Here is a 19,104-nt window from a genome sequence, read left to right as displayed (position 1 = left end):
GTGCTGAATTTGCTCAGCGACGACCCCACTCTAGGCAGCAATTTCAGCCGCCACAACCGACCTGTAGGACGTGAAACCCGTACCCGTGACAAGCGCGCTTGCTCCCGCTCGGCAACGCAGTCGTCGTAATCCGGGGCGTGCGGTCTGTCTGGGAGAAACGGACTATCCGGTTTTGGCGCAGCTTCGCAGCCCAGCGGGAGCAAGCTCTCTCGCCACACGGGGTGTTTTCCTACGAAGTTTTCAGACATCGAAATGGCGCGAGCCTTTTGGGCGACAACCATTCGTCCGACACACCGCACCTTCGCCTCACACCTTCTTCCAATGCTGTAACTCACCCAGCAAAGGAAGAGCCACCATGCTGAACCATAAAATCGCGGCGTTTACCCTCGCGGCATTGCTGTCCGGCAGTTCGCTGTACGCGATCGCGGCTGGCGAAACGCCGACCCCAACGGCTAACGACGGCAACAGCCAGACGCGTGAACCGGCGTCTCCAGCCACCAATGCCGACCCGGACGCCAATTCGCTGCCCAAGGGTGGTGATGGTGGCAAGACCGACAATGGGCCGGTGCCTTCTGCCTCCAAGCCCAGCCCTGCGGGTCAACCGTCAGGTAGCAGCAGTGGTGGTAACGGCGGTGGTTAACGGATATTGCGCACTAAAAAGCCCGGTCCTTTTGAGCCGGGCTTTTCTTTGCCTGTCGCTGGCATGGAAATCAGTCGTTTACTTCGTTTTCCAATGCCCGCCACCATTCTCACAATCAATCCGCGCCTGCGCCAAATGCTCTACGTCGTAGTAATAGGTGGTCACTTGCGCGTTGTCGGGGATGTTCAGGGCTTTGGCGTTTTTGTCCTTGCTGGTGGAATGCGGGTTGGCCAGGGATTCCTGGGTAATCGTGGCGGCACACGTTGCCTGGTAGTGATCGGCACAGTGTTCGACCTTGGTTTTAGTGCTGCTGAGCATGTCTTTGCTTTCGTTGCTGCACGACCAGTCGATTGAGTTGACCGGCATGCCTTCGTATTCATAGCAACTGTGGGTTTCCACCGCAGGCACCGAGGCGCTGGAGGATTGGGTCTGGACGTCGCAGCCTTCGGCCATGACGCAGGTGGGGATGACGGCGAAGCTGGCGATCAGAAGCAGGAATCGAATGTTCATCGGGGTTTCCTCTTCAAAGGCGCCGGGTCTGATCGATGATTTGGCGCTGATACAGTTTCGAGATTATGCGGAGGAGGGAGGTTCCATCGGGTTTTTGATTTGCTCCCGTGGCGTACACTGCGAAACAATCGGAAACATTCAGCGCCCAAGGATTGGAACATTGCCCATGATTGAAATCGGCAGCCGCAATAACGCGCCCCCCTCGCAGCATCCATTCCACGACATCTATCTGTTTCACATTGACCCTGCCAAGCCAGACACGCCTTTCTGTTTCGAACAGTCGATGTCCGGCGGACATATGGAGCATGGCGGTGCGCGGTGGTTGGCGCTGGATGAGCTGGACGCCTGGCCCGGTGAGTGGCGTGAGCATCTGCAGAAGGCTGATTGCGCTTGGGTTGCCGAGTTGATCGATGCCAATCCAAAAGCCGATCAAACTACTTTGGTGTCGCTGATCCTTCAGCGTCATTCCGGGCCAGCGAAGCCAGTCAGTCGCCTGAAAGCAATCGGCAACTGGCTCAAACGCAACATCCATGTCGGCGGCCGTTACGGCGTCTAACCCTCGGAGACTCTCATGACCCAGACACTCGAACGCGCTATCGCCATCGCCGCCACGGCCCACGCCGGGCAGGTCGACAAGGGCGGTGCGCCGTACATTCTGCACCCGCTGAAAGTCATGTTACGCATGAGCACGCTGGAAGAACGCATCGTCGCCGTGCTGCACGATGTGGTTGAGGATTGTGGCATCAGCCTTGATGATTTGCGCAAGGAAGGTTTCAGCGAGGAAGTTTTGAGCGCTATCGAATCCGTGACCAAAGTATCGGGCGAATCCTATGAAGACTTCGTCGACCGCGCCGCACAGAATCCGATAGGTCGGGTAGTGAAGCTGGCGGATCTGGAAGAGAACAGCGACCTGTCGCGGATTGCTTCGCCGAGTTGGGAGGATCTGGAGAGGATCGAGAAATATCGCCGGGCGATTGGACGGTTGCGCGGCTGAAAACGAATACATCCCCTGTAGGAGCTGCCGAAGGCTGCGATCCTTTCAAAAAACAAAGTCAAAAGATCGCAGCCTTCGGCAGCTCCTACACGGGTTGTGGTGTGTCAGGTAAATAGCCAGGAAGGCGACTATGAAATCCATTCTCTGTTTGTTTATTGCCGCTGGTTTCGGCGCGCTGTTGCAGTTCGAAGGCGTGCCCCACGGTTTGTTGTTGGGCTCGATTGTCGTTACCGCATTGTTCGCCAGTAAAACCGGCATCGCGCCGGCAACACCTTATGGACTGGGCTACATCCAGGTCACGCTGGGCATCGCCACCGGGCTGATGTTCGAGGCGTGGGACAGCGAGACGGCCTCGACGATGTTGCCGAGCCTCGGAGTGTTGCTGATTTGCCTGACGGTGCAAATCGGACTCGCCGGATGGTGGCTGACGCGCGGCGCAGGCTGGAATCGTACCGATGCGCTGTTAGCGGTTTATCCCGGTGCACTGGCGGCGGTGTTCGATTTATTGGAGTCAGAAAAGGCATCGAGTAAGGTCATCATCGTGCACTTGATGCGCTTGCTGCTCATCACGGTGCTGGTGAGTTTCCTGATTCCCGGCCAGGCGGCTGCGGTGGCGGTTGCCGATAGTGATCCTTTAACGACAGGCATGGCGCTGACTGCGTTTTCGGTAATCGCGCTGAGCGTACTGCTCGGACGCTTGCTGCTGGTGATCGGCGTACCGGCGCCGTTCATGCTCACCGCGATCATCATCACTGCCGTGTTTGTGAAATCGGGATGGCTGCACGGTTTTCACATGCCGGACTGGAGTTTGAATCTGGCAGCGCTGATTCTCGGCGTGCGGATCGGCTCAAGGTTTCAGGGGCTTGGCGTCGCGGAGCTGGGACGTCATGGGCGCACGGCGTTGGTTTCGGTCGGTTTGATGATTGTGGTTGCCGCAGTATTTGCTGAAGTCGCGGCGCGCTGGTTGGGCAGTGATCCGCTGTCGCTGTGGCTGGCGTATATGCCGGGGGCAATTGAGACGATTGCGATTGTCGCGTTTGGTGGCGGACTGAATGTGGTGTTTATTCTGACTCATCATTTGAGCCGGATGGTGTTGCTGCATTTTGCCCCGGCGTTGTTGGTGCAGGTGCGGCGAGTGCGGGAGGAAACATGACTCGAGCTGATGCCAATGTGTTGCGGTGTGTCAGTTAGATCCATCCCCCTCACCCCAGCCCTCTCCCCCAAAGGGGGCGAGGGGGAAGGGAGTCGATCTCGGTGCCTTTCAAAAGTTGAGTTCAACTCGAGATATCAGGTCGGCGTAGCTCGAAAAAACAACTCGGTCAGTCCCCTCTCTCCCAGGTGGTCGAGGGGGAAGGGAGCCGATCTCGGTGGCTTTCAAAAGCTGAGTTCAACTCGAGATATCAGGTCGGTGTAGCTCGAACATCCAACACGGTCGGCTCCCTCTCCCTCCGGGAGAGGGCTGGGGTGAGGGCAATGCGGCGCTAGCGGATGTGTGCGTGGAAGCCTTCGCTATCCGGCGCAATATCGCTCTTCAAGGTCAAAGCAGGAATTTCGTATTCGCCGGCATTCTGCTGCCGAAACCCAATCGGCCGCGCACTCCACAACTCATCCAGCCGCCGCCCCAGCTGATCGCAAGTCTCGGCATACCGCGCCGCATCCATCCGGCTAGTCCGATACACCACAAACGGTGGCACCACTTCAAAACCGGGGTAGTACAAAATCCCGTGTTGAATCGGAAACAGCAAATCATCCATCGGCCCGTTAATCCCACGCGGCGCATAGTGCGATTCCCAGCCACCAGTGGTGACCATCAACATCGCCCGTTTACCTTTCATCTTCCCTTCGCCATAACGCTCGCCCCAACGACTGTCGGAGTGTTCACCGACGCCATAGGCAAAACCGTAGGCGTATACCCGATCGACCCAGCCTTTGAGAATGGCGGGCATGGTGAACCACCACAGCGGAAACTGCAGGATCAGCGCATCCGCCCACAACAGTTTCTCCTGCTCACGGGCGATGTCGGCAGCCTGGGTGCCTTCGGCGTAGGCGATTTTCGAGTCGAGGGAGGCATGGAACGGTTTCGTCGCATCGCGCTGCGGGGCGTCGTCGGCGTCGAGGGTGGCTTTCCAGTTCATTGCGTAGAGGTCGGAGACCTGCACGGTGTGGCCGGCGGCTTGCAGGCGCTGGACGCTGAAGTCGCGCAGCGAGCCATTGAGGGAAGTCGGTTCCGGGTGTGCGTAGACGAGTAAGACGTTCATGTTGAAGCTCCGTTAGCTGAGTGACTGCAGGATCGGCGTTCAACCGGTATATTGGAAATGAATGTCTGATATGTCTGGTATAGCCATGAATAATTTGAGACGCCTGGATATCAATCTGCTGCTGACCCTTGATGTGTTGCTGGCGGAGCACAACGTCACCCGCGCGGCGCAGCGGCTGAACCTGTCGCAGCCTTCGGTGAGTGTGCATCTGGCCAAGTTGCGCGACATCTTTGGCGATCCGCTGTTGTTGCCTGGACCGCGCGGCATGCGCCCGACGGCGCGCGCCGACGAACTGCGCGAACCGTTGCGCGAGGCGCTGGAGGCGTTGGAGAGGGCGGTGGCGCCGGCCAGCGCGTTCGACCCGGCGCTGGCGACGCACACCTGGAAAATCGCCGCGACCGATTACGGCGAGTCGACGGTGGTGTTGCCGGCGCTGGGCGGCTTGCGCGAACAGGCGCCGGGCACGCGGCTGGCGGTGATCGATCTGACGCCGGCGCATTTGGTCAAACAGGCTGAGCAGGGCGTGTTCGATCTGGCGCTGCACATCAGCGAAGACGCGCCGCCGGAACTGCATCGCCGACCACTGTTCACCGAGCGTTATGTGCTGGCCGGTCGAGTCGGGCATCCGGGATTAAAGTCTGCACCCACTCGCAAACAATTCTGCGCGCTGGAGCATGTGATGGTGTCGCGCGAGGGCGGGGGCTTTTTCGGGGTGACCGACCGGGCGCTGGCCGATGTCGGGCTGATGAGAAAAGTGGTGTTATCGGTGCCGCATTTTCTGATGGCGATGTCGGTGTTGGCCAGCACCGATCTGGTGGCGATGCTGCCGTCACGCCTGGTGCGCGGCAATCCGGCCTTGCAAGTGGTCGACGCGCCGCTGGAAGTGCCCGGCTACGAGATGGCGATGTTCTGGGGCGAGCGTTCGCATCGCGATCCGGCGCACAAATGGTTACGCGAGCAATTGCTGGCGTCGGTCTGAGGCGCTGTCAGGCGTGGCCTAGGGCAATCGCAAACGACACGACGATCATGCACGCAAACGCAAAATTGAGATTCATGAGGTGTTCATCCTGAGCCTTTTAGAAGTGCGGCCATTCTGAACAGGTTGAAAGCAAAGAAAAAATTCGCCTTGTCGATTCCAATGATCGAAACGATTGATACCCCGCCGGTTTGTGTTTGCTCAGGGCTTTGGCTAAGCTCGCAAAAACCTGCAACTACAAGCATAAACAGGCATAACCATGCACGATCATTCCGCGGTTGAACTGCCATCCCTGCGCCGGCAGAAAATCCTTTTGCTCCTTGAGCGTGACGGCAAGGTCATGGCCTCCGAATTGAGCCAGCACTTTGCGGTGTCAGAAGACACCATCCGCCGCGACCTCGCCGAACTGGACAATGCCGGGCTGGTGCAGCGTGTCCACGGCGGCGCGTTGCCGCGTCCGAAGGACTCCGGCAAGGATTACTTCACGCGGCTGGACGAGACGGATGAGGTCAAGATTCGTTTGGCGCAAAGAGCGGCGCAGGAGATTGAGGACGGGCAGATTGTGCTGTTCGATTCCGGTTCGACCACGTTGCAGGTGGCGCGGTCGCTGCGTGCCGATATCAGCATCACGGCGGTGACGGCTTCACCGATGACGGCGATTGCGCTCTCGGATTTCAAGGGTGTGAAAGTGATTCTCGCTGGCGGCCAGTTGAACCCGCGAACGATGGCGGCAGGAGGGCATGAGGCGCTGCGGTTGCTGGCCGGGATCAAGGCGGATCTGGCGATTACCGGGGTGTGTGCGATTCATCCGGAGGTAGGGATTACCTCGCTGCATTTCGACGAGGTGCCGGTGAAGCAGGCGATGCTGGAGGGCGCGGCGCGGGTGATTGCGGTGACCACGGCGGACAAGTTGGGGGCGGTGGAGCCGTTTGTGGTGGCGCCGTGTACGCGCCTGCATACGCTGATTACCGAGCGGCATGTGGCGTCGGGGAGTGTCGAGGATTATCGGCGGTTGGGGATTGTGGTCGAGCAGTTGCCGGATTGAGCTTTTGCGGTGGTTTTGATGGCCCCTTCGCGAGCAAGCTCGCTCCCACAATGGATCTTCGGTGAATCGATAACCTGTAGGAGCTGCCGAAGGCTGCGATCTTTTGATTTTGATTCTTAAAAACAAGATCAAAAGATCGCAGCCTTCGGCAGCTCCTACAACTGGAGGGTGTGTCAGCGAAGTCGCTCAAGCATCTGGTAATACCACATCCCCGCCGCCAACAACGGATTACCGAGTAAATCCCCCATCGGCACACGAATGTGCTGGCACTGGGCAAACGTATCGAACTGCTCCATCTGCCCGGTGATCGCCCGGCTCATGATTTCACCCATGATGTGCGTCGTCGCGATGCCGTGCCCCGAGTAGCCCTGGCAATACCAGACGTTGTCCGAGAGCTTGCCCAGTTGCGGAATGCGGTTGATGACGATGCCCATCGCGCAGCTCCACTGGTAATCGATCTGCACGCCTTTGAGCGCCGGGAAGGTTTGCTCGATGCACGGGCGCAGTTCGGCGGCGATGTCCCGTGAATCCTTGCCGCTGTAGTTGGCACCGCCACCGAACAACAGGCGGCCGTCGGCGGTGAGGCGGTAGTAGTCGAGGACGAAACGGCAGTCGTACACCGCGAGGTCTTCGGGGTTGATCTGTTTTGCCAGATCGCCCAGTGGCGCGGTGGTGACGATGCCGCCCATGGCCGGGAAAATCTTGCCCTTGAGCTGCCCCGGTTCGAGTTTGTGGTAGACGTCGCCGGCGAGCATCACCTGATTGGCATCGATCTGCCCGTGAGCCGTGCGCACACCGGGCGTAGCGCCGTGAATGATCTCCAGCACTTCGCTGTTTTCGAAGATCAGCGCGCCAAGACTTTCCGCCGCCCGCGCCTCACCGATGCACAGGTTGAGCGGGTGCAGATGCATGTTGCGCGTATTCTTGATTGCGCCGTGGTAGAGGTCGCTTTGCAGCAGATCACGCACCTGGCTGCGGTCGAGCAGGCTGACCTCATCGCCCAGTCCGCGGCGCACGGCTTCTTCATAATCCTTGCGCAAGTCGGTCATGTGGCTGGGCTTGTACGCGGCGTGCAAGTGGCCGTGTTTGAGATCGCATTGAATGCCGTATTTCTCGACGCGTTGCTGGATGATTTCGTGCCCGCGCCAGCGCAGGTGCCAGATGAAATCATCGACCTCATCGCCGAGTTTCGCGCGCATCTGTTTGCGCATCGCACCGTCGCCGGAAAGGCTGCCGGTGACTTGGCCGCCATTGCGGCCGGTGGCGCCCCAGCCGATCTTGTGGCTTTCGACGATGGCGACTTTCAGGCCTTTTTCAGCGAGTTCGACGGCAGTGGCGACGCCAGTGAAGCCGCCGCCGATGATCACCACATCGACCTTGTGCCGGCCTTGCAGGGTCGGGTAGTCGGTGTCTTGGTTAAGGGTGGCGGTGTAGTAGGAATTGCAGCGTTCGGTCATTTTAGTTTCCACACAGAATTCGGGAGTTGTACGCGGTCCCCTGTAGGAGTGAGCCTGCTCGCGATAGCGGTGGGTCATTCAAAGATGATTTGACTGACATGGCCTAATCGCGAGCAGGCTCACTCCTACAAGGGATAGTGGTGAATCTTCAGGCCTCGGTGAGATACCAGCGCCAATCCTGCTCACCCACCTCGGCCATGAACTGCCGGTATTCGGCACGTTTCACCGCCAGATACACCCCGAGAAATTCCTGCCCCAAGGCATCCCGCGCCCACACCGAATTCTCCAGCGCCTGCAGCGACGTCAGCCAATCGGTTGGCAACAATTCCTTCGCCTGCGCATAACCATTGCCTTCAACCGGCGCACCCGGATCAAGGTCTTCACGAATGCCGCGATGAATCCCGGCAAGGATCGCCGCTGCCGCCAGATACGGGTTGGCATCGGCGCCGCAGATGCGGTGTTCGATGTGCCGGGTATTGGCCGGGCCACCGGGTACGCGCAGGCTGACGGTGCGGTTGTCGACGCCCCAGGTCGGCGCCAGCGGCGCGTAGCTGTTGGCCTGAAAGCGTCGGTACGAGTTGGCGTTCGGGCAGAACAGCAACAACGAGTCGAGTAGCGAGGCGAGCATGCCGCCAATCGCCGTGCGCAGCAGCGGGGTGCCGGCCGGGTCTTCCGAGGCAAAGAGGTTACGTCCCTCGCTATCGGCCAGGCTCACGTGCATGTGCATGCCTGTACCCGCCAGATCATCGAACGGCTTGGCCATGAACGTTGCCTGCATGCCGTGCTTATGGGCGATGGCTTTGACCAGACGTTTGTAGCGCACGGCCTGATCCATCGCCTCCAGCGCGTCGCCGTGTTCGAGGGTGATTTCCACCTGACCCGGCGCGTATTCGGAGATCGCCGTGCGCGCCGGAATGCCGTGCAGTTTGCAGGCGCTGTAGAGGTCGGCGAGGAACGGTTCGATTTGCTCCAGCTCGCGCAAACCATACACCTGCGTATGTCGCGGTCGACCGCCGTCAGCGTCCAGGGCCGGTTGCGGACGGCCGTTGTGATCGCGTTTGGCGTCGAGCAGATAAAACTCCAGTTCACACGCCATCACCGGGTGATAACCCTCGGCCTTGAGCCCGTCGATGACCTTGATCAGCAAGTGTCGAGGGTCGGCGATACTCGCCGGCATGCCCTCGGTCGGGTGCATGCTGACCTGCACGGCGGCGGTCGGAATCTGCCGCCATGGCAGGCGCACCAGACTGCCCTCAAGCGGATAGGCGCGGCAGTCGATATCGCCGACGTCCCAGACCAGACCGGAGTTTTCGACGTCTTCACCTTGCACGGTCAGACCGAGGATGGTGCTTGGTAGCGGTCGACCGCTTTGGTACACGGCGAGCAGTTCTTCGCGGTGCAACAGCTTGCCGCGTGGCACGCCGTTGGCGTCGAGAATGAACAACTCGATCATGTCGATATCGGGGTTCTGGTCAAGGAACAGGCGTGCGTCTTCGATGGCTGCGAATTTCATAATCAATCACTCACGATGGCGCCGCACAGGCGCGCAGATTCGGGCCGGACACGACGCGGCAATAGGCGTGGCTGTCCTGGCAGGGATATCAAGGGGTAGGGGACTGTCGCGGGTTCTTTAACGGACGCGATCAGACAGACCGGGCGATATCCGGCGGGCGTGCGGAGTGACGCAGCTTGGAACGGCGCAGGGCCATGGGGAGATTGACGATACGATTCATACGCCGCCCCTGTGGGAGAGGGCGCGCAGGGTAGAGACGTTCAACGATTTTCGTTGTTGTGGTGACGTACTCATAACGCGTGTTTCCGTTGGCGGAAAACGTCGGTGGCGGGCTGACCCGCCGACCGGTGTGCCCGGATAGTAAGGGGGAATTCGCGGACCTGTAAACGGGAGATTCACAGGCCCCGCTTCAGCGCATCAGCTCAAAGCCCAGCCCGGCGAGGGCGCAAACGATCAACACACTGATCACGCCGCGTTTGAAAACGAACAAAGCCAATGCTGCCGCAACCGCCAGCATCAGCGAAAACAGATCCAGCGCCCCGGCAAAACCGTTCGGCCAGAACACGTGGTAGGCGAAAAAACACGCCAGGTTCAGAATCACCCCGACCACGGCAGCGGTGATCGCCGTCAGCGGTGCGGTGAATTTCAGTTCGTTGTGCGTCGATTCCACCAACGGCCCGCCGGCGAGGATGAACAGAAACGAGGGCAGAAAGGTGAACCAGGTCACAAGCGTTGCCGCCAGCGCCCCGGCGGCAAACGCATGCTCGGGGCCGAACGACGGTTGCACATAGGCACCGACGAAACCGACAAACGCCACCACCATGATCAGCGGGCCCGGCGTGGTTTCACCGAGGGCGAGGCCGTCGATCATCTGCGTCGGCGTCAACCAGCCGTAATGCCCGACGGCGCCCTGATAGACGTAAGGCAGCACCGCGTAGGCGCCGCCAAACGTGAGCAGCGCGGCTTTGGTGAAGAACCAGGCCATTTGCGTGAACGTGCCGTCCCAGCCGAACAACGCCGTCAATAACGCCATCGGTAAACACCAGAGCACCGCACCGATCAACGCCAGGCGCAACAGCTTCGCCTTTTTGAAACGGGCGTGTTCAGGCGCCGGCGTATCGTCATCGATCAACGCCGGGCCGAAGGATTTCTCGCTGTTGCGCGCGCCGCCGTTGCTGAACCGTTGCGGCGCGAATCGTCCGCCCAGATAGCCGATCAGCGCGGCCCCAAGGACGATCAAGGGGAAGGGCAGATTGAAGGCGAAAATCGCCACGAACGACGCCCCGGCAATCGCCCATAGCCAGGCATTCTTCAGGGCGCGCGAGCCGATGCGATGCGCGGCGTGCAGCACTATCGCGGTGATTGCCGGTTTGATCCCGTAAAACACTCCAGCCACCGCTGGCACGTCACCGAAAGCGACGTACAGCCACGACAAGCCAATCAGAATGAACAACGACGGCAGCACAAACAACGCACCGGCGATGACACCGCCCCAGGTGCGATGCAGCAGCCAGCCGATGTACGTCGCCAATTGCTGAGCCTCGGGGCCGGGCAGCAACATGCAGTAGTTGAGTGCGTGCAGGAACCGTTTTTCGGAGATCCAGCGCCGACGCTCGACCAGTTCTTGATGCATGATCGCGATCTGCCCGGCCGGGCCGCCGAAACCGATGCAGCCGAGTTTCAGCCAGAAGCGCCAGGCCTGGCGCAGGGTGACGGGATCGGGGCGGGGCAGGTTGTTCGGCGCTGTGCTCAAGCGAGACTCCGGAGTTGAATCCTGGCGGAGTGGCTATCTAATCAGACTTTTAACCCTCACCCCAGCCCTCTCCCAGAGGGAGAGGGGGCCGACCGAGGTGTCTGGTGTTATCCATCGACCTGGAAGATCGAGTCGATTATGGATTGGGTCTTCAGTGGCAGGGGCTGACGCAGGCGTCTGGCATCGTCCATCGATCTGACAGATTCCATCGATTATGGATTCACCACAATTCCTTCACGTCGGCGTACTTCTGCAATATCCCCCAATCAGTCCCCTCTCCCTCTGGGAGAGGGTTAGGGTGAGGGGCTTTTGCTTTTCAGGCATGCGCCAGACTCCAGCGCAACGCCGCATCCCGATCGCTCTCACGGCCCTCGACCCAGCGAGAACCCTCAGGCGTAGTCTCGCGCTTCCAGAACGGCACGCGGGTCTTGAGCACATCCATGATGAACGCGCAGGCCTCGAACGCCATATGCCGATGCTTGCTGCTGACCCCGACAAACACGATCGGCTCGCACACCGGCAACGCGCCGACCCGATGCACAATCTCCACCCCCAACAGCGGCCAGCGCTGGCGGGCCTCCTCGGCAATCTGTTCGAGGGCTTTTTCGGTCATGCCTGGATAGTGTTCCAGAAACAATTCATTCACGCTCTGACCAACATTCAGATCACGTACATAACCAATGAAATTCACCACCGCGCCCACCCGTGGATTGCGCGCGTGCAGATCAGCCGTCAACTGGCCGACATCGAAGCTTTTGTGCTGGACACGAATAGCCATCGATCAACCTCCGGTCACTGGCGGGAAAAACGCGATTTCATCGAAATCCTCAATCACCTGACTCGGCTGACACAGCTCCTGATTCACCGCGCACATCAGGTTGCCGGCGCCCAGCACTTCACGCCACAGCTCGCCGCGCTCCATGAGCATTTGCCGCACGTCTTCCACGCAGCCCAGCGTGTCAGTCAGCGGAATTTTTTCACCGCCCAGATTGAGCCGGTCACGGTAGCTGGCGAAGTAGTTGATCAGGATCATTGCGCGTCCTCCCATTGAAAGTGGCCTGAGCGACCGCCCTGTTTGCTGAGCAGGCGGATGTCGCCGATGATCATCGCCCGATCCACCGCTTTGCACATGTCGTAAATGGTCAGCGCGGCGACACTGGCGGCGGTCAACGCTTCGAGTTCGACGCCGGTCTGGCCGGTGAGGCGGCAGTTGCTGGTGATCTGCACGCGATCCGGTTCGCAGGCCTTGAGTTCGATGTGAATCGAGCTGAGCAGCAGCGCATGGCACAGCGGGATCAGTTCGTGAGTGCGCTTGGCCGCTTGTATCCCGGCAATCCGCGCCACGGCGAAAACGTCACCTTTCGGATGACCGTTGGCCTGGATCATTTGCAGGGTTTCCGGGCGCATCTGCACCCAGGCTTGCGCCGTGGCTTCGCGGCGGGTCGCAGCTTTGTCGCTGACGTCGACCATGTTGGCGCGGCCCTGATCGTCGAGGTGGGTGAGGGTGTGGCTCATACGGAATACTCCTGAAGCGGGCTGTAGATTCGCGGGGCGTTACGGTGCGGCACATGGATCAGATTGAGCCGGTGCTTGAGTGCCCAGCGCACGGTCAACGCGGTAGGCGCGGACAGGCTGACGAGGGTGCCGATGCGTGCGCGCACGGCTTTGTGGATCAGTTCGAGGCTGCAACGGCTGGTGACCACGACAAAACCTTCAGCGGCATCGACGGCGGCGAATTGCATCGCGCCGATCAGCTTGTCGAGGGCGTTGTGGCGACCGATGTCTTCACGGCACAGCAGCGCTTCGCCGTCGCCGTCGAAATACAACGCGGCGTGCAGCGCGCCACTGCTGCGCGCCAGTTGCTGGGCCTGTTCGATGCGTTGGCGGATGCCGTCGAAATGCTCGGCCGGCGGTAACGGCGAAGGTTGCAGGGTCTGCAGCTGCGGCAACGCCTGCTCAAGCGCTTCGACGCCGCAGATGCCGCAGCCGCTGGTGCCGATCATTTGCCGGCGATGATCCTTCAAGGCCCAGAATGCCCGGCTGGAAATCTGCACATCGGCCTGACAGGCCTGATCGAAATGCGTCACGCGGATGTCGTAGATCTCGTCGACGCTGTCGATGATCGCGTTGCTCAGGCTGAAGCCACGGATGAAGTCTTCGAGGTTGCCGGGCGAGACCATCATCACTGCCTGGCTGAGGCCGTTGTAGCTGATGGCGAGGGCGATTTCCGAGGCGAGAGCTGCTTGGGAAAGCGGGGCGTTCGGCAGGTATTCGCGAAACGCCACTTGCGCCGGTTGCGGTGCGGGGGCGTTGGGTTCGCTGGTGGATTCTGTGAGGGTTTCGACGTGGCAGAGCATCTTGAAAGTCCCGAGGCGCTGAAGAGTGTTCAGGCTAAGGGGGTGTTAAAAGTGCGTCCAATCGCTTGTTCCGATGTGGTGATTGCTTTGCTCGATCAACACCTTTAGATCCAGAATATTTGCTGTCTGGTCGGGCCTCTTCGCGAGCAAGCTCGCTCCCACAGGGAAACGCATTTCAACTGTGGGAGCGAGCTTGCTCGCGAAGGCGCTCTGACATTCAACATCATTTACTCGGCAGAAACCTCAACCCCAAACAACTTCCGCGCCTCGGCAAAACACTTCTCTGCAATCGCCGAGCGCGGCTCGGTCTTGCGCATCACCAGTCCCAACGGCGCCAGCACACTGGCATCCGGCAATTGCATGAACGACAGATGCTCGATCGGCTCCTCAAGCCCACTGTCCAGCGGCATGATCGCGCAGCAGAAGCCCTGGTGAATCGCCTGCAACAGCTGATAGGTCGAATCGCTTTCCATGATCGGCTGCGGGCTGAGACCACGGCTGCGGAAGCTCAAGTCGATGGATTTGCGGTAATGCATGCCGGCGGTGATCATCCCCAGCGGCAGTTCGGCGGCGTCTTCCCAGCTGATTTGCGAGCCTTCGAACTGGAAATGGCGGTTGTCGTAGAGCAGGCCGACGCGGGTTTCGCCGATCTCGAAAAACTCGAAATAGCTCGGGTTGACGTGGTCCAGATAGCACACACCCAAGTCCAGTTGGTTATTGCCCAGCCCGGCGATGATCTCGTCGGAACTGAGCGACGACAGGCTGAATTTCAGCTCCGGATACGTCCCCGACAAACCCTGAATGTAATTGACCGGGTTGAAGCTGCTCAGCGGCACCAGACCCAGACGCAGACTACCCACCAGTTGCCCGCGACAGGCCGCCGCTTCGGCGAACAATCCGTCATGCGCTGCGAGCAAGGTGCGCGCCCAGGCCAGCACACGCTCGCCAGCCTGGGTGAAACCTTCGAAGCGCTGGCCACGGTTGACCAGCACCAGATCCAGCTCATCTTCGAGATTGCGCAGGCGCATCGACAACGTCGGTTGGGTGATGTGGCAGCGTGCGGCGGCCTGGCCGAAGTGGCGGGTTTCGTCCAGCGCGATCAGGAACTTGAGTTGTTTGATGTCCACGATGGCACCTGCTCGATGGGGATTTTTTGATTGAGTATTGACGCAGATGCGCAAGGCGCACGAAAAGCGCAGGGTGCGACGATCTCACTTGAACGGTTATCCGTCCAATCGGAAGTGTTTAAGGGACTATCGATCGGCTCTATCACCCACGGTTTCACTGGCTTTGTTCAGTGCCAAAGGTGCTGATAGAGCCGCTCGATAATGTGGTTGGCCAGAGTGATTAGACAGTACTCATAAGTGGCACTTAGGCTGCTCGGCAATCTGATTAATTACTGCCGGAGAGCCCCATGAGCGCCAAAGCGGATGCCCTGTTTGTCCCCCTCAATATTGCCGTGCTGACGGTCAGCGATACGCGCGACTATGCCAGCGATACCTCGGGCCAGTTGCTGGTCAGTCGCTTGCTGGAGGCCGGTCATACGTTGAGCGAGCGCAACTTGCTCAAGGACGATCTGTACAAGATCCGCGCTCAGGTAGCGAACTGGATTGCCGACGAAGGCATTCAGGTGGTGCTGATCACTGGCGGCACTGGTTTCACCGGTCGCGATAGCACGCCGGAAGCGGTGGCGTGCTTGTTCGACAAACAGATCGATGGTTTTGGCGAGCTGTTCCGGGCGATTTCGATTCTGGATATCGGCACGTCCACCGTGCAAAGCCGTGCGCTGGCCGGGCTGTCGAATGGCACGCTGGTGTGCTGCCTGCCGGGTTCGACCGGCGCCTGTCGCACCGCGTGGGAAGGCATTCTTGCTGAGCAGCTCGACAACCGTCATCGCCCGTGCAACTTCGTCCCGCACCTGAAGGCCGTGCAAGCCTGTGGGCCACGCGGATGAGCAAGGCACCGCTGATGCCGGTCGAGGACGCCCTCGACCAATTGCTCGGCATGGCCAATGAGCAACGTCTGGCCGACAGCGAACTGCTGGCGCTCGACGATGCACGTGGGAGGGTGCTGGCCAGTGATCTGGTGGCGACACTCGACTTGCCGCCGTGGCCGAACAGCGCCATGGACGGTTACGCGCTCAATCTCGCTGATCTGCACCGACAGCCGCTGAAGGTCTCGCAGAAGGTTTACGCCGGGCTGGCGCCGGACACGTTGCTGCCCGGCACCTGTGCACGGATTTTTACCGGCGCGCCGCTGCCGCCCGGCGCCACCTGCGTCGAAATGCAGGAGAACGTCGAAGTGCTGGAGGACGGCCGCGTGCGCTTCTTGCAGCCGCTGAAGGCGGGGCAGAACATCCGCGCGCAAGGTCAGGAAAATCGCGTCGGCGACATCCTGCTGCGCGCCGGCAAACGCCTTGGACCATTCGAACTGGCAGTCGCCGCCGGGCAAGGGCTGGCGCAACTGCACGTGGTACGTCGCCCACGCGTGGCGCTGCTGTCGACCGGTGATGAACTGGTCGAGCCGGGTCAGCCGCTACGCCCCGGCAGTATCTACAACAGCAACCGCGTATTGCTCGGCCACTGGTTGCGGGAGCTGGGCTGCGAAGTGATCGACGCCGGCATCCTCCCGGATCGCCCGGCGCAGACACGGCTCAAGCTTGAGCAACTGCAAGTGAGCGCGGATCTGATTCTGACCACGGGCGGCGTGTCTGCCGGTGATGCCGACTGCCTCGGGCAAGTGCTGCGCGACAGCGGCAAACCGCTGTTGTGGAAACTGGCGATCAAGCCTGGCAAACCGCTGACCGTGGGCCATTTTGGTACGGTGCCGGTGATAGGTTTACCGGGCAATCCGACCTCGGCGCTGGTGACGTTTGGCTTGTTGGCGCGGCCGTATTTGCTGCGTATTCAGGGTGTGGAAGATGTCATGCCGCTGAGTTTTACGGTCAATGCAGGTTTCGACTGGCACAAGGCTGGCGGCCGCCGTGAATACTTGCGGGTGAAGCTGGAAGCGGGGCGTGCGGTGCTTTATCCGAATCAAAGCTCCGGCGTCCTGCTCGGCGCGACCTGGGCCGATGGCCTTGTGGAAATCCCCGAGAACAGCACCCACACCCACGGCGACCCGCTGCGCTTCATCCCCTTCAACGAACTCTTCTGACCTCACCCCAAAAACCCTGGAGCGAGCTTTATGGCGCTCATCAATATCCGGGTGTGAATGCAAAACCTGTAGGAGTGAGCCTGCTCGCGATGACGGAGGGTCAGTCGACGAAGATGTTGACTGGGCCAGCGCCATCGCGAGCAGGCGAAGGCCTACAGTGGTTTTGTGGTGCTCAACAATATCCGCGGTGTACGCAAAACCTGTGGGAGCGAGCTTGCTCGCGAATGCGAAGTGTCAGTCAACATCGATAGTGGCTGATAGGGCCCCTTCGCGAGCAGGCTCGCTCCCACAGGGTTTCGGGGTGTTTGGAGAGAAGGGTCAGCTCAGAACATAGTCCACCGGCTTCAGCGCCGGCGGTACGTCTGCGCCAAGCTCGGCGAGGATGTCACGTTCGATGGTGCGCACCAGTGCATCGGTGGGCAGGTCGTTTTCGTCGCGACCGAACGGGTCTTCCAGTTCATCGGCAATCGCATCCAGGCCAAAGAACGTGTAGCTGACAATCGCCGTGAACAGCGGTGTCAGCCAGCCCAGTGGTTCCGCCATGGCAAACGGCAACAGGATGCAGAACAGATAAATCGTCCGGTGCAACAGCAGCGTGTAAGGAAACGGCAGCGGCGTGGTCTTGATCCGCTCGCACACCGCTTGCGCCTGGGTCAGGCTGGTCAGGTGATTGGCCAGCAGCATGTAGCGCCACTCAGTCAGTTCACCGTTCTGATGCAGATCGGAACACTGTTGGCCGACCGTTTGCAGAATGCGCCCACTGTAGTCCGGCGTCTGCGGATCAGGTTTCGGCATGATCCATTGGCTGCTCGCATCGGCCTCGCTTTCCTTGCGTAATCGCGCGTTCAACGCATGAGCAAAACCACAAAGATTGAGCAGCAACGGTTTACGCTCAGCCGACTCACGAATCACATGGGTTTCGCGAATTACCGAGCGAATGTGCACGATCACTTCACCCCAGGCTTTACGCGCTTCATACCAGCGGTCATAGCAAGCGTTGTTGCGAAAATTCATGAAGATCGACAGCGACAAACCGAGCAAGGTAAACGGCGTGGCGTTGACCTTGGTGAAGTTGCTCGGATGGAGGATTTCCACCAGCACGATAGCCGAAGCGAGCAGGGTGACCATCAACGTGCGCAGGGCAATGCGCTTGGCGATCGAGCCCTTGAGGGTGAAGAGAATGGCGAGCTGGTTGACCTTGGGTCTGATGATCATGTTTTGCGGTTCCGATAACCCTTGGAGGGGGCGTTCTAGCCGCCCGTCATGTTCATGAAACGCACGACCTGAACATCGTCGTTCACTTCGAAATTATGTCGATACGGCTTGAGCTTCATCGCCTCGATAATGGCTTTCTCCAGCCGCTGCGGTTGCCCCGGGTGGGCGCGCAGCACCGCTTTCAGATCCACCGAATGCTCGTTACCCAGACACAGTAGCAGGCGCCCTTCGACGGTGAGCCGTACGCGGTTGCAGGTGCCACAAAAGTTGTGGCTGTGCGGCGAGATAAAGCCCAGGCGAATTTCCGGCGCCTCGGCCAGCCGCCAGTAGCGCGACGGGCCTTGCGTCGACTCGGCCGAGTCGATCAGGGTATAGCGTTCGGCAATCTTTTCCCGCACCTGGGCGCTGGAGAAAAACGACTCGGCGCGACTGTGTTCACTGATGATCCCCAGCGGCATCTCTTCGATGAAAGAGACGTCGAGCTGACGATCAATGGCGAAACTGACCAGATCGTTGATCTCCTCATCGTTACGGCCCTGCATCACCACCACGTTGAGTTTAGTGCGGGTAAAACCGGCCTTGCGCGCGGCATCGATGCCGTTGATCACCTGCGCCAGATCGCCGGTGCGGGTCATTTGTTTGAAGCGCGGCGGGTCGAGGCTGTCGAGGCTGATGTTCAGGCGCTTGACCCCGGCGTCGAACAGCGGGGCGGCGAGTTTGCCCAGCTGTGAACCGTTGGTGGTCATGCACAACTCGCGCAGGCCGGGCAGGGCGGCGATCTGCTTGCACAGCTTGACCACGCCCGGACGGATCAGCGGCTCGCCACCGGTAAGGCGAATCTTGCGTGTGCCGAGCGCCACAAAGCTTTGCGCCAGTTGATAGATCTCTTCCAGCGTGAGGATTTTTTGCCGTGGCAGAAACTGCATGTCTTCTGCCATGCAATAGACGCAGCGGAAGTCGCAGCGGTCGGTCACCGACATGCGCAGATAGTCGACGCGGCGGTTGTAACCATCGATCAAGACACGCTCTGACATGACAGCCTCGCAGGAATGAAAACCACTGTAGAAGGGGTTTGGTCAGCGCAGGTTATGGGCAACTTTCACTGCCGTCCAATCACTGTTAATGAACGGCTGATTGATGCCGTCGATGATGAATTATTTTGCGCCAAAAGTTGCTGCGTTAGTTTCGCAAGGCCCCGTAAATAAAGGGTTTTAATCCGTGATAGATGCT

General features: G+C 59.9%; 20 protein-coding genes. 8 read left to right on the top strand and 12 right to left on the bottom strand.

All coding sequences use genetic code 11. The annotated features are described in order from the left end of the window. Window positions 1-355: 355 nt before the first annotated feature. Window positions 356-640: a hypothetical protein gene (locus tag H8F23_RS01800; protein ID WP_127928684.1), complete on the top strand. Its 285-nt coding sequence runs from the start codon at window positions 356-358 to the stop codon at window positions 638-640. A 78-nt stretch (window positions 641-718) separates the two neighbouring features. Here H8F23_RS01800 and H8F23_RS01795 read toward each other — a convergent pair whose 3' ends face one another. After that, a complete protein-coding gene (locus H8F23_RS01795) occupies window positions 719-1,150 on the bottom strand; it encodes a hypothetical protein (RefSeq protein ID WP_038365628.1) in 432 nt (143 codons plus the stop codon). Between the two features lie 166 nt (window positions 1,151-1,316). Between H8F23_RS01795 and H8F23_RS01790 the strand changes: the two genes are divergently transcribed. From H8F23_RS01790 to H8F23_RS01780, 3 genes are all read left to right on the top strand, one after another. Continuing rightward, window positions 1,317-1,706 carry a hypothetical protein gene (locus H8F23_RS01790; RefSeq protein ID WP_194933254.1) on the top strand — a complete coding sequence of 130 codons (390 nt, stop codon included), beginning with the start codon at window positions 1,317-1,319 and terminating at the stop codon, window positions 1,704-1,706. 15 nt (window positions 1,707-1,721) lie between these two features. Then, window positions 1,722-2,144 (top strand): HD domain-containing protein, encoded by a 423-nt coding sequence (locus H8F23_RS01785; RefSeq protein WP_194933209.1) that lies wholly within the window; start codon window positions 1,722-1,724, stop codon window positions 2,142-2,144. 130 nt (window positions 2,145-2,274) lie between these two features. After that, entirely contained in the window at window positions 2,275-3,297 is a 1,023-nt protein-coding gene (locus H8F23_RS01780; RefSeq protein WP_194933208.1) for an AbrB family transcriptional regulator, read from the top strand. 328 nt (window positions 3,298-3,625) lie between these two features. Here the strand turns inward: H8F23_RS01780 and H8F23_RS01775 are convergent, their stop codons facing one another. Continuing rightward, window positions 3,626-4,402 (bottom strand): NAD(P)H-dependent oxidoreductase, encoded by a 777-nt coding sequence (locus H8F23_RS01775; RefSeq protein ID WP_194933207.1) that lies wholly within the window; start codon window positions 4,400-4,402, stop codon window positions 3,626-3,628. A gap of 85 nt (window positions 4,403-4,487) precedes the next feature. Between H8F23_RS01775 and H8F23_RS01770 the strand changes: the two genes are divergently transcribed. Together H8F23_RS01770 and H8F23_RS01765 are read left to right on the top strand one after the other, a co-directional pair. Beyond that, a complete protein-coding gene (locus H8F23_RS01770) occupies window positions 4,488-5,381 on the top strand; it encodes a LysR family transcriptional regulator (protein WP_194933206.1) in 894 nt (297 codons plus the stop codon). Between the two features lie 256 nt (window positions 5,382-5,637). Next, window positions 5,638-6,423 (top strand): DeoR/GlpR family DNA-binding transcription regulator, encoded by a 786-nt coding sequence (locus tag H8F23_RS01765; protein ID WP_194933205.1) that lies wholly within the window; start codon window positions 5,638-5,640, stop codon window positions 6,421-6,423. A 173-nt stretch (window positions 6,424-6,596) separates the two neighbouring features. On the opposite strand, the gene H8F23_RS01760 is transcribed toward H8F23_RS01765, so the two are convergent. The 8 genes from H8F23_RS01760 to H8F23_RS01725 all read right to left on the bottom strand — a co-directional run bounded on the left by H8F23_RS01760 (window position 6,597) and on the right by H8F23_RS01725 (window position 14,630). After that, complete coding sequence (locus H8F23_RS01760; RefSeq protein ID WP_194933204.1) at window positions 6,597-7,880, bottom strand: NAD(P)/FAD-dependent oxidoreductase; 1,284 nt, start codon at window positions 7,878-7,880, stop codon at window positions 6,597-6,599. Window positions 7,881-8,028: 148 nt separating this feature from the next. Then, window positions 8,029-9,393 (bottom strand): glutamine synthetase family protein, encoded by a 1,365-nt coding sequence (locus H8F23_RS01755; RefSeq protein ID WP_194933203.1) that lies wholly within the window; start codon window positions 9,391-9,393, stop codon window positions 8,029-8,031. A 409-nt stretch (window positions 9,394-9,802) separates the two neighbouring features. Further along, complete coding sequence (gene chrA, locus H8F23_RS01750) at window positions 9,803-11,146, bottom strand: chromate efflux transporter (protein WP_194933202.1); 1,344 nt, start codon at window positions 11,144-11,146, stop codon at window positions 9,803-9,805. Window positions 11,147-11,462: 316 nt separating this feature from the next. Then, window positions 11,463-11,924, bottom strand: coding sequence for a molybdopterin synthase catalytic subunit MoaE (gene moaE / locus H8F23_RS01745; RefSeq protein ID WP_194933201.1), 462 nt, complete (start codon window positions 11,922-11,924; stop codon window positions 11,463-11,465). 3 nt (window positions 11,925-11,927) lie between these two features. Continuing rightward, window positions 11,928-12,179, bottom strand: a complete 252-nt coding sequence (locus tag H8F23_RS01740) for a MoaD/ThiS family protein (RefSeq protein WP_194933200.1) — start codon at window positions 12,177-12,179, stop codon at window positions 11,928-11,930. Beyond that, a complete protein-coding gene (gene moaC, locus H8F23_RS01735) occupies window positions 12,176-12,661 on the bottom strand; it encodes a cyclic pyranopterin monophosphate synthase MoaC (protein ID WP_194933199.1) in 486 nt (161 codons plus the stop codon). Before moaC ends, H8F23_RS01740 begins: the two co-directional genes overlap by 4 nt. Further along, window positions 12,658-13,503, bottom strand: coding sequence for a formate dehydrogenase accessory sulfurtransferase FdhD (gene fdhD, locus H8F23_RS01730; protein ID WP_194933198.1), 846 nt, complete (start codon window positions 13,501-13,503; stop codon window positions 12,658-12,660). The genes moaC and fdhD overlap by 4 nt, the downstream gene beginning before the upstream one ends. Before the next feature lie 227 nt (window positions 13,504-13,730). Further along, window positions 13,731-14,630 carry a LysR family transcriptional regulator gene (locus H8F23_RS01725; RefSeq protein WP_194933197.1) on the bottom strand — a complete coding sequence of 300 codons (900 nt, stop codon included), beginning with the start codon at window positions 14,628-14,630 and terminating at the stop codon, window positions 13,731-13,733. Between the two features lie 287 nt (window positions 14,631-14,917). On the opposite strand from H8F23_RS01725, the gene moaB reads away from it, so the two are divergent. Then, on the top strand, window positions 14,918-15,457 hold the full coding sequence (gene moaB, locus H8F23_RS01720) for a molybdenum cofactor biosynthesis protein B (protein ID WP_038365659.1): 540 nt from the start codon (window positions 14,918-14,920) through the stop codon (window positions 15,455-15,457). Further along, a complete protein-coding gene (locus H8F23_RS01715) occupies window positions 15,454-16,659 on the top strand; it encodes a molybdopterin molybdotransferase MoeA (RefSeq protein WP_194933253.1) in 1,206 nt (401 codons plus the stop codon). Before moaB ends, H8F23_RS01715 begins: the two co-directional genes overlap by 4 nt. A 318-nt stretch (window positions 16,660-16,977) precedes the next feature. Here the strand turns inward: H8F23_RS01715 and H8F23_RS01710 are convergent, their stop codons facing one another. After that, window positions 16,978-17,874 (bottom strand): bestrophin family protein, encoded by an 897-nt coding sequence (locus H8F23_RS01710; RefSeq protein WP_194933196.1) that lies wholly within the window; start codon window positions 17,872-17,874, stop codon window positions 16,978-16,980. Window positions 17,875-17,909: 35 nt separating this feature from the next. Then, complete coding sequence (moaA, locus tag H8F23_RS01705) at window positions 17,910-18,908, bottom strand: GTP 3',8-cyclase MoaA (RefSeq protein ID WP_194933195.1); 999 nt, start codon at window positions 18,906-18,908, stop codon at window positions 17,910-17,912. Window positions 18,909-19,104 lie beyond the last annotated feature (196 nt).

Source organism: Pseudomonas neuropathica (assembly GCF_015461835.1).
GTDB classification, from domain to species: Bacteria; Pseudomonadota; Gammaproteobacteria; order Pseudomonadales; family Pseudomonadaceae; genus Aquipseudomonas; species Aquipseudomonas neuropathica.
This window is presented reverse-complemented; position numbering and strand designations above follow the sequence as displayed.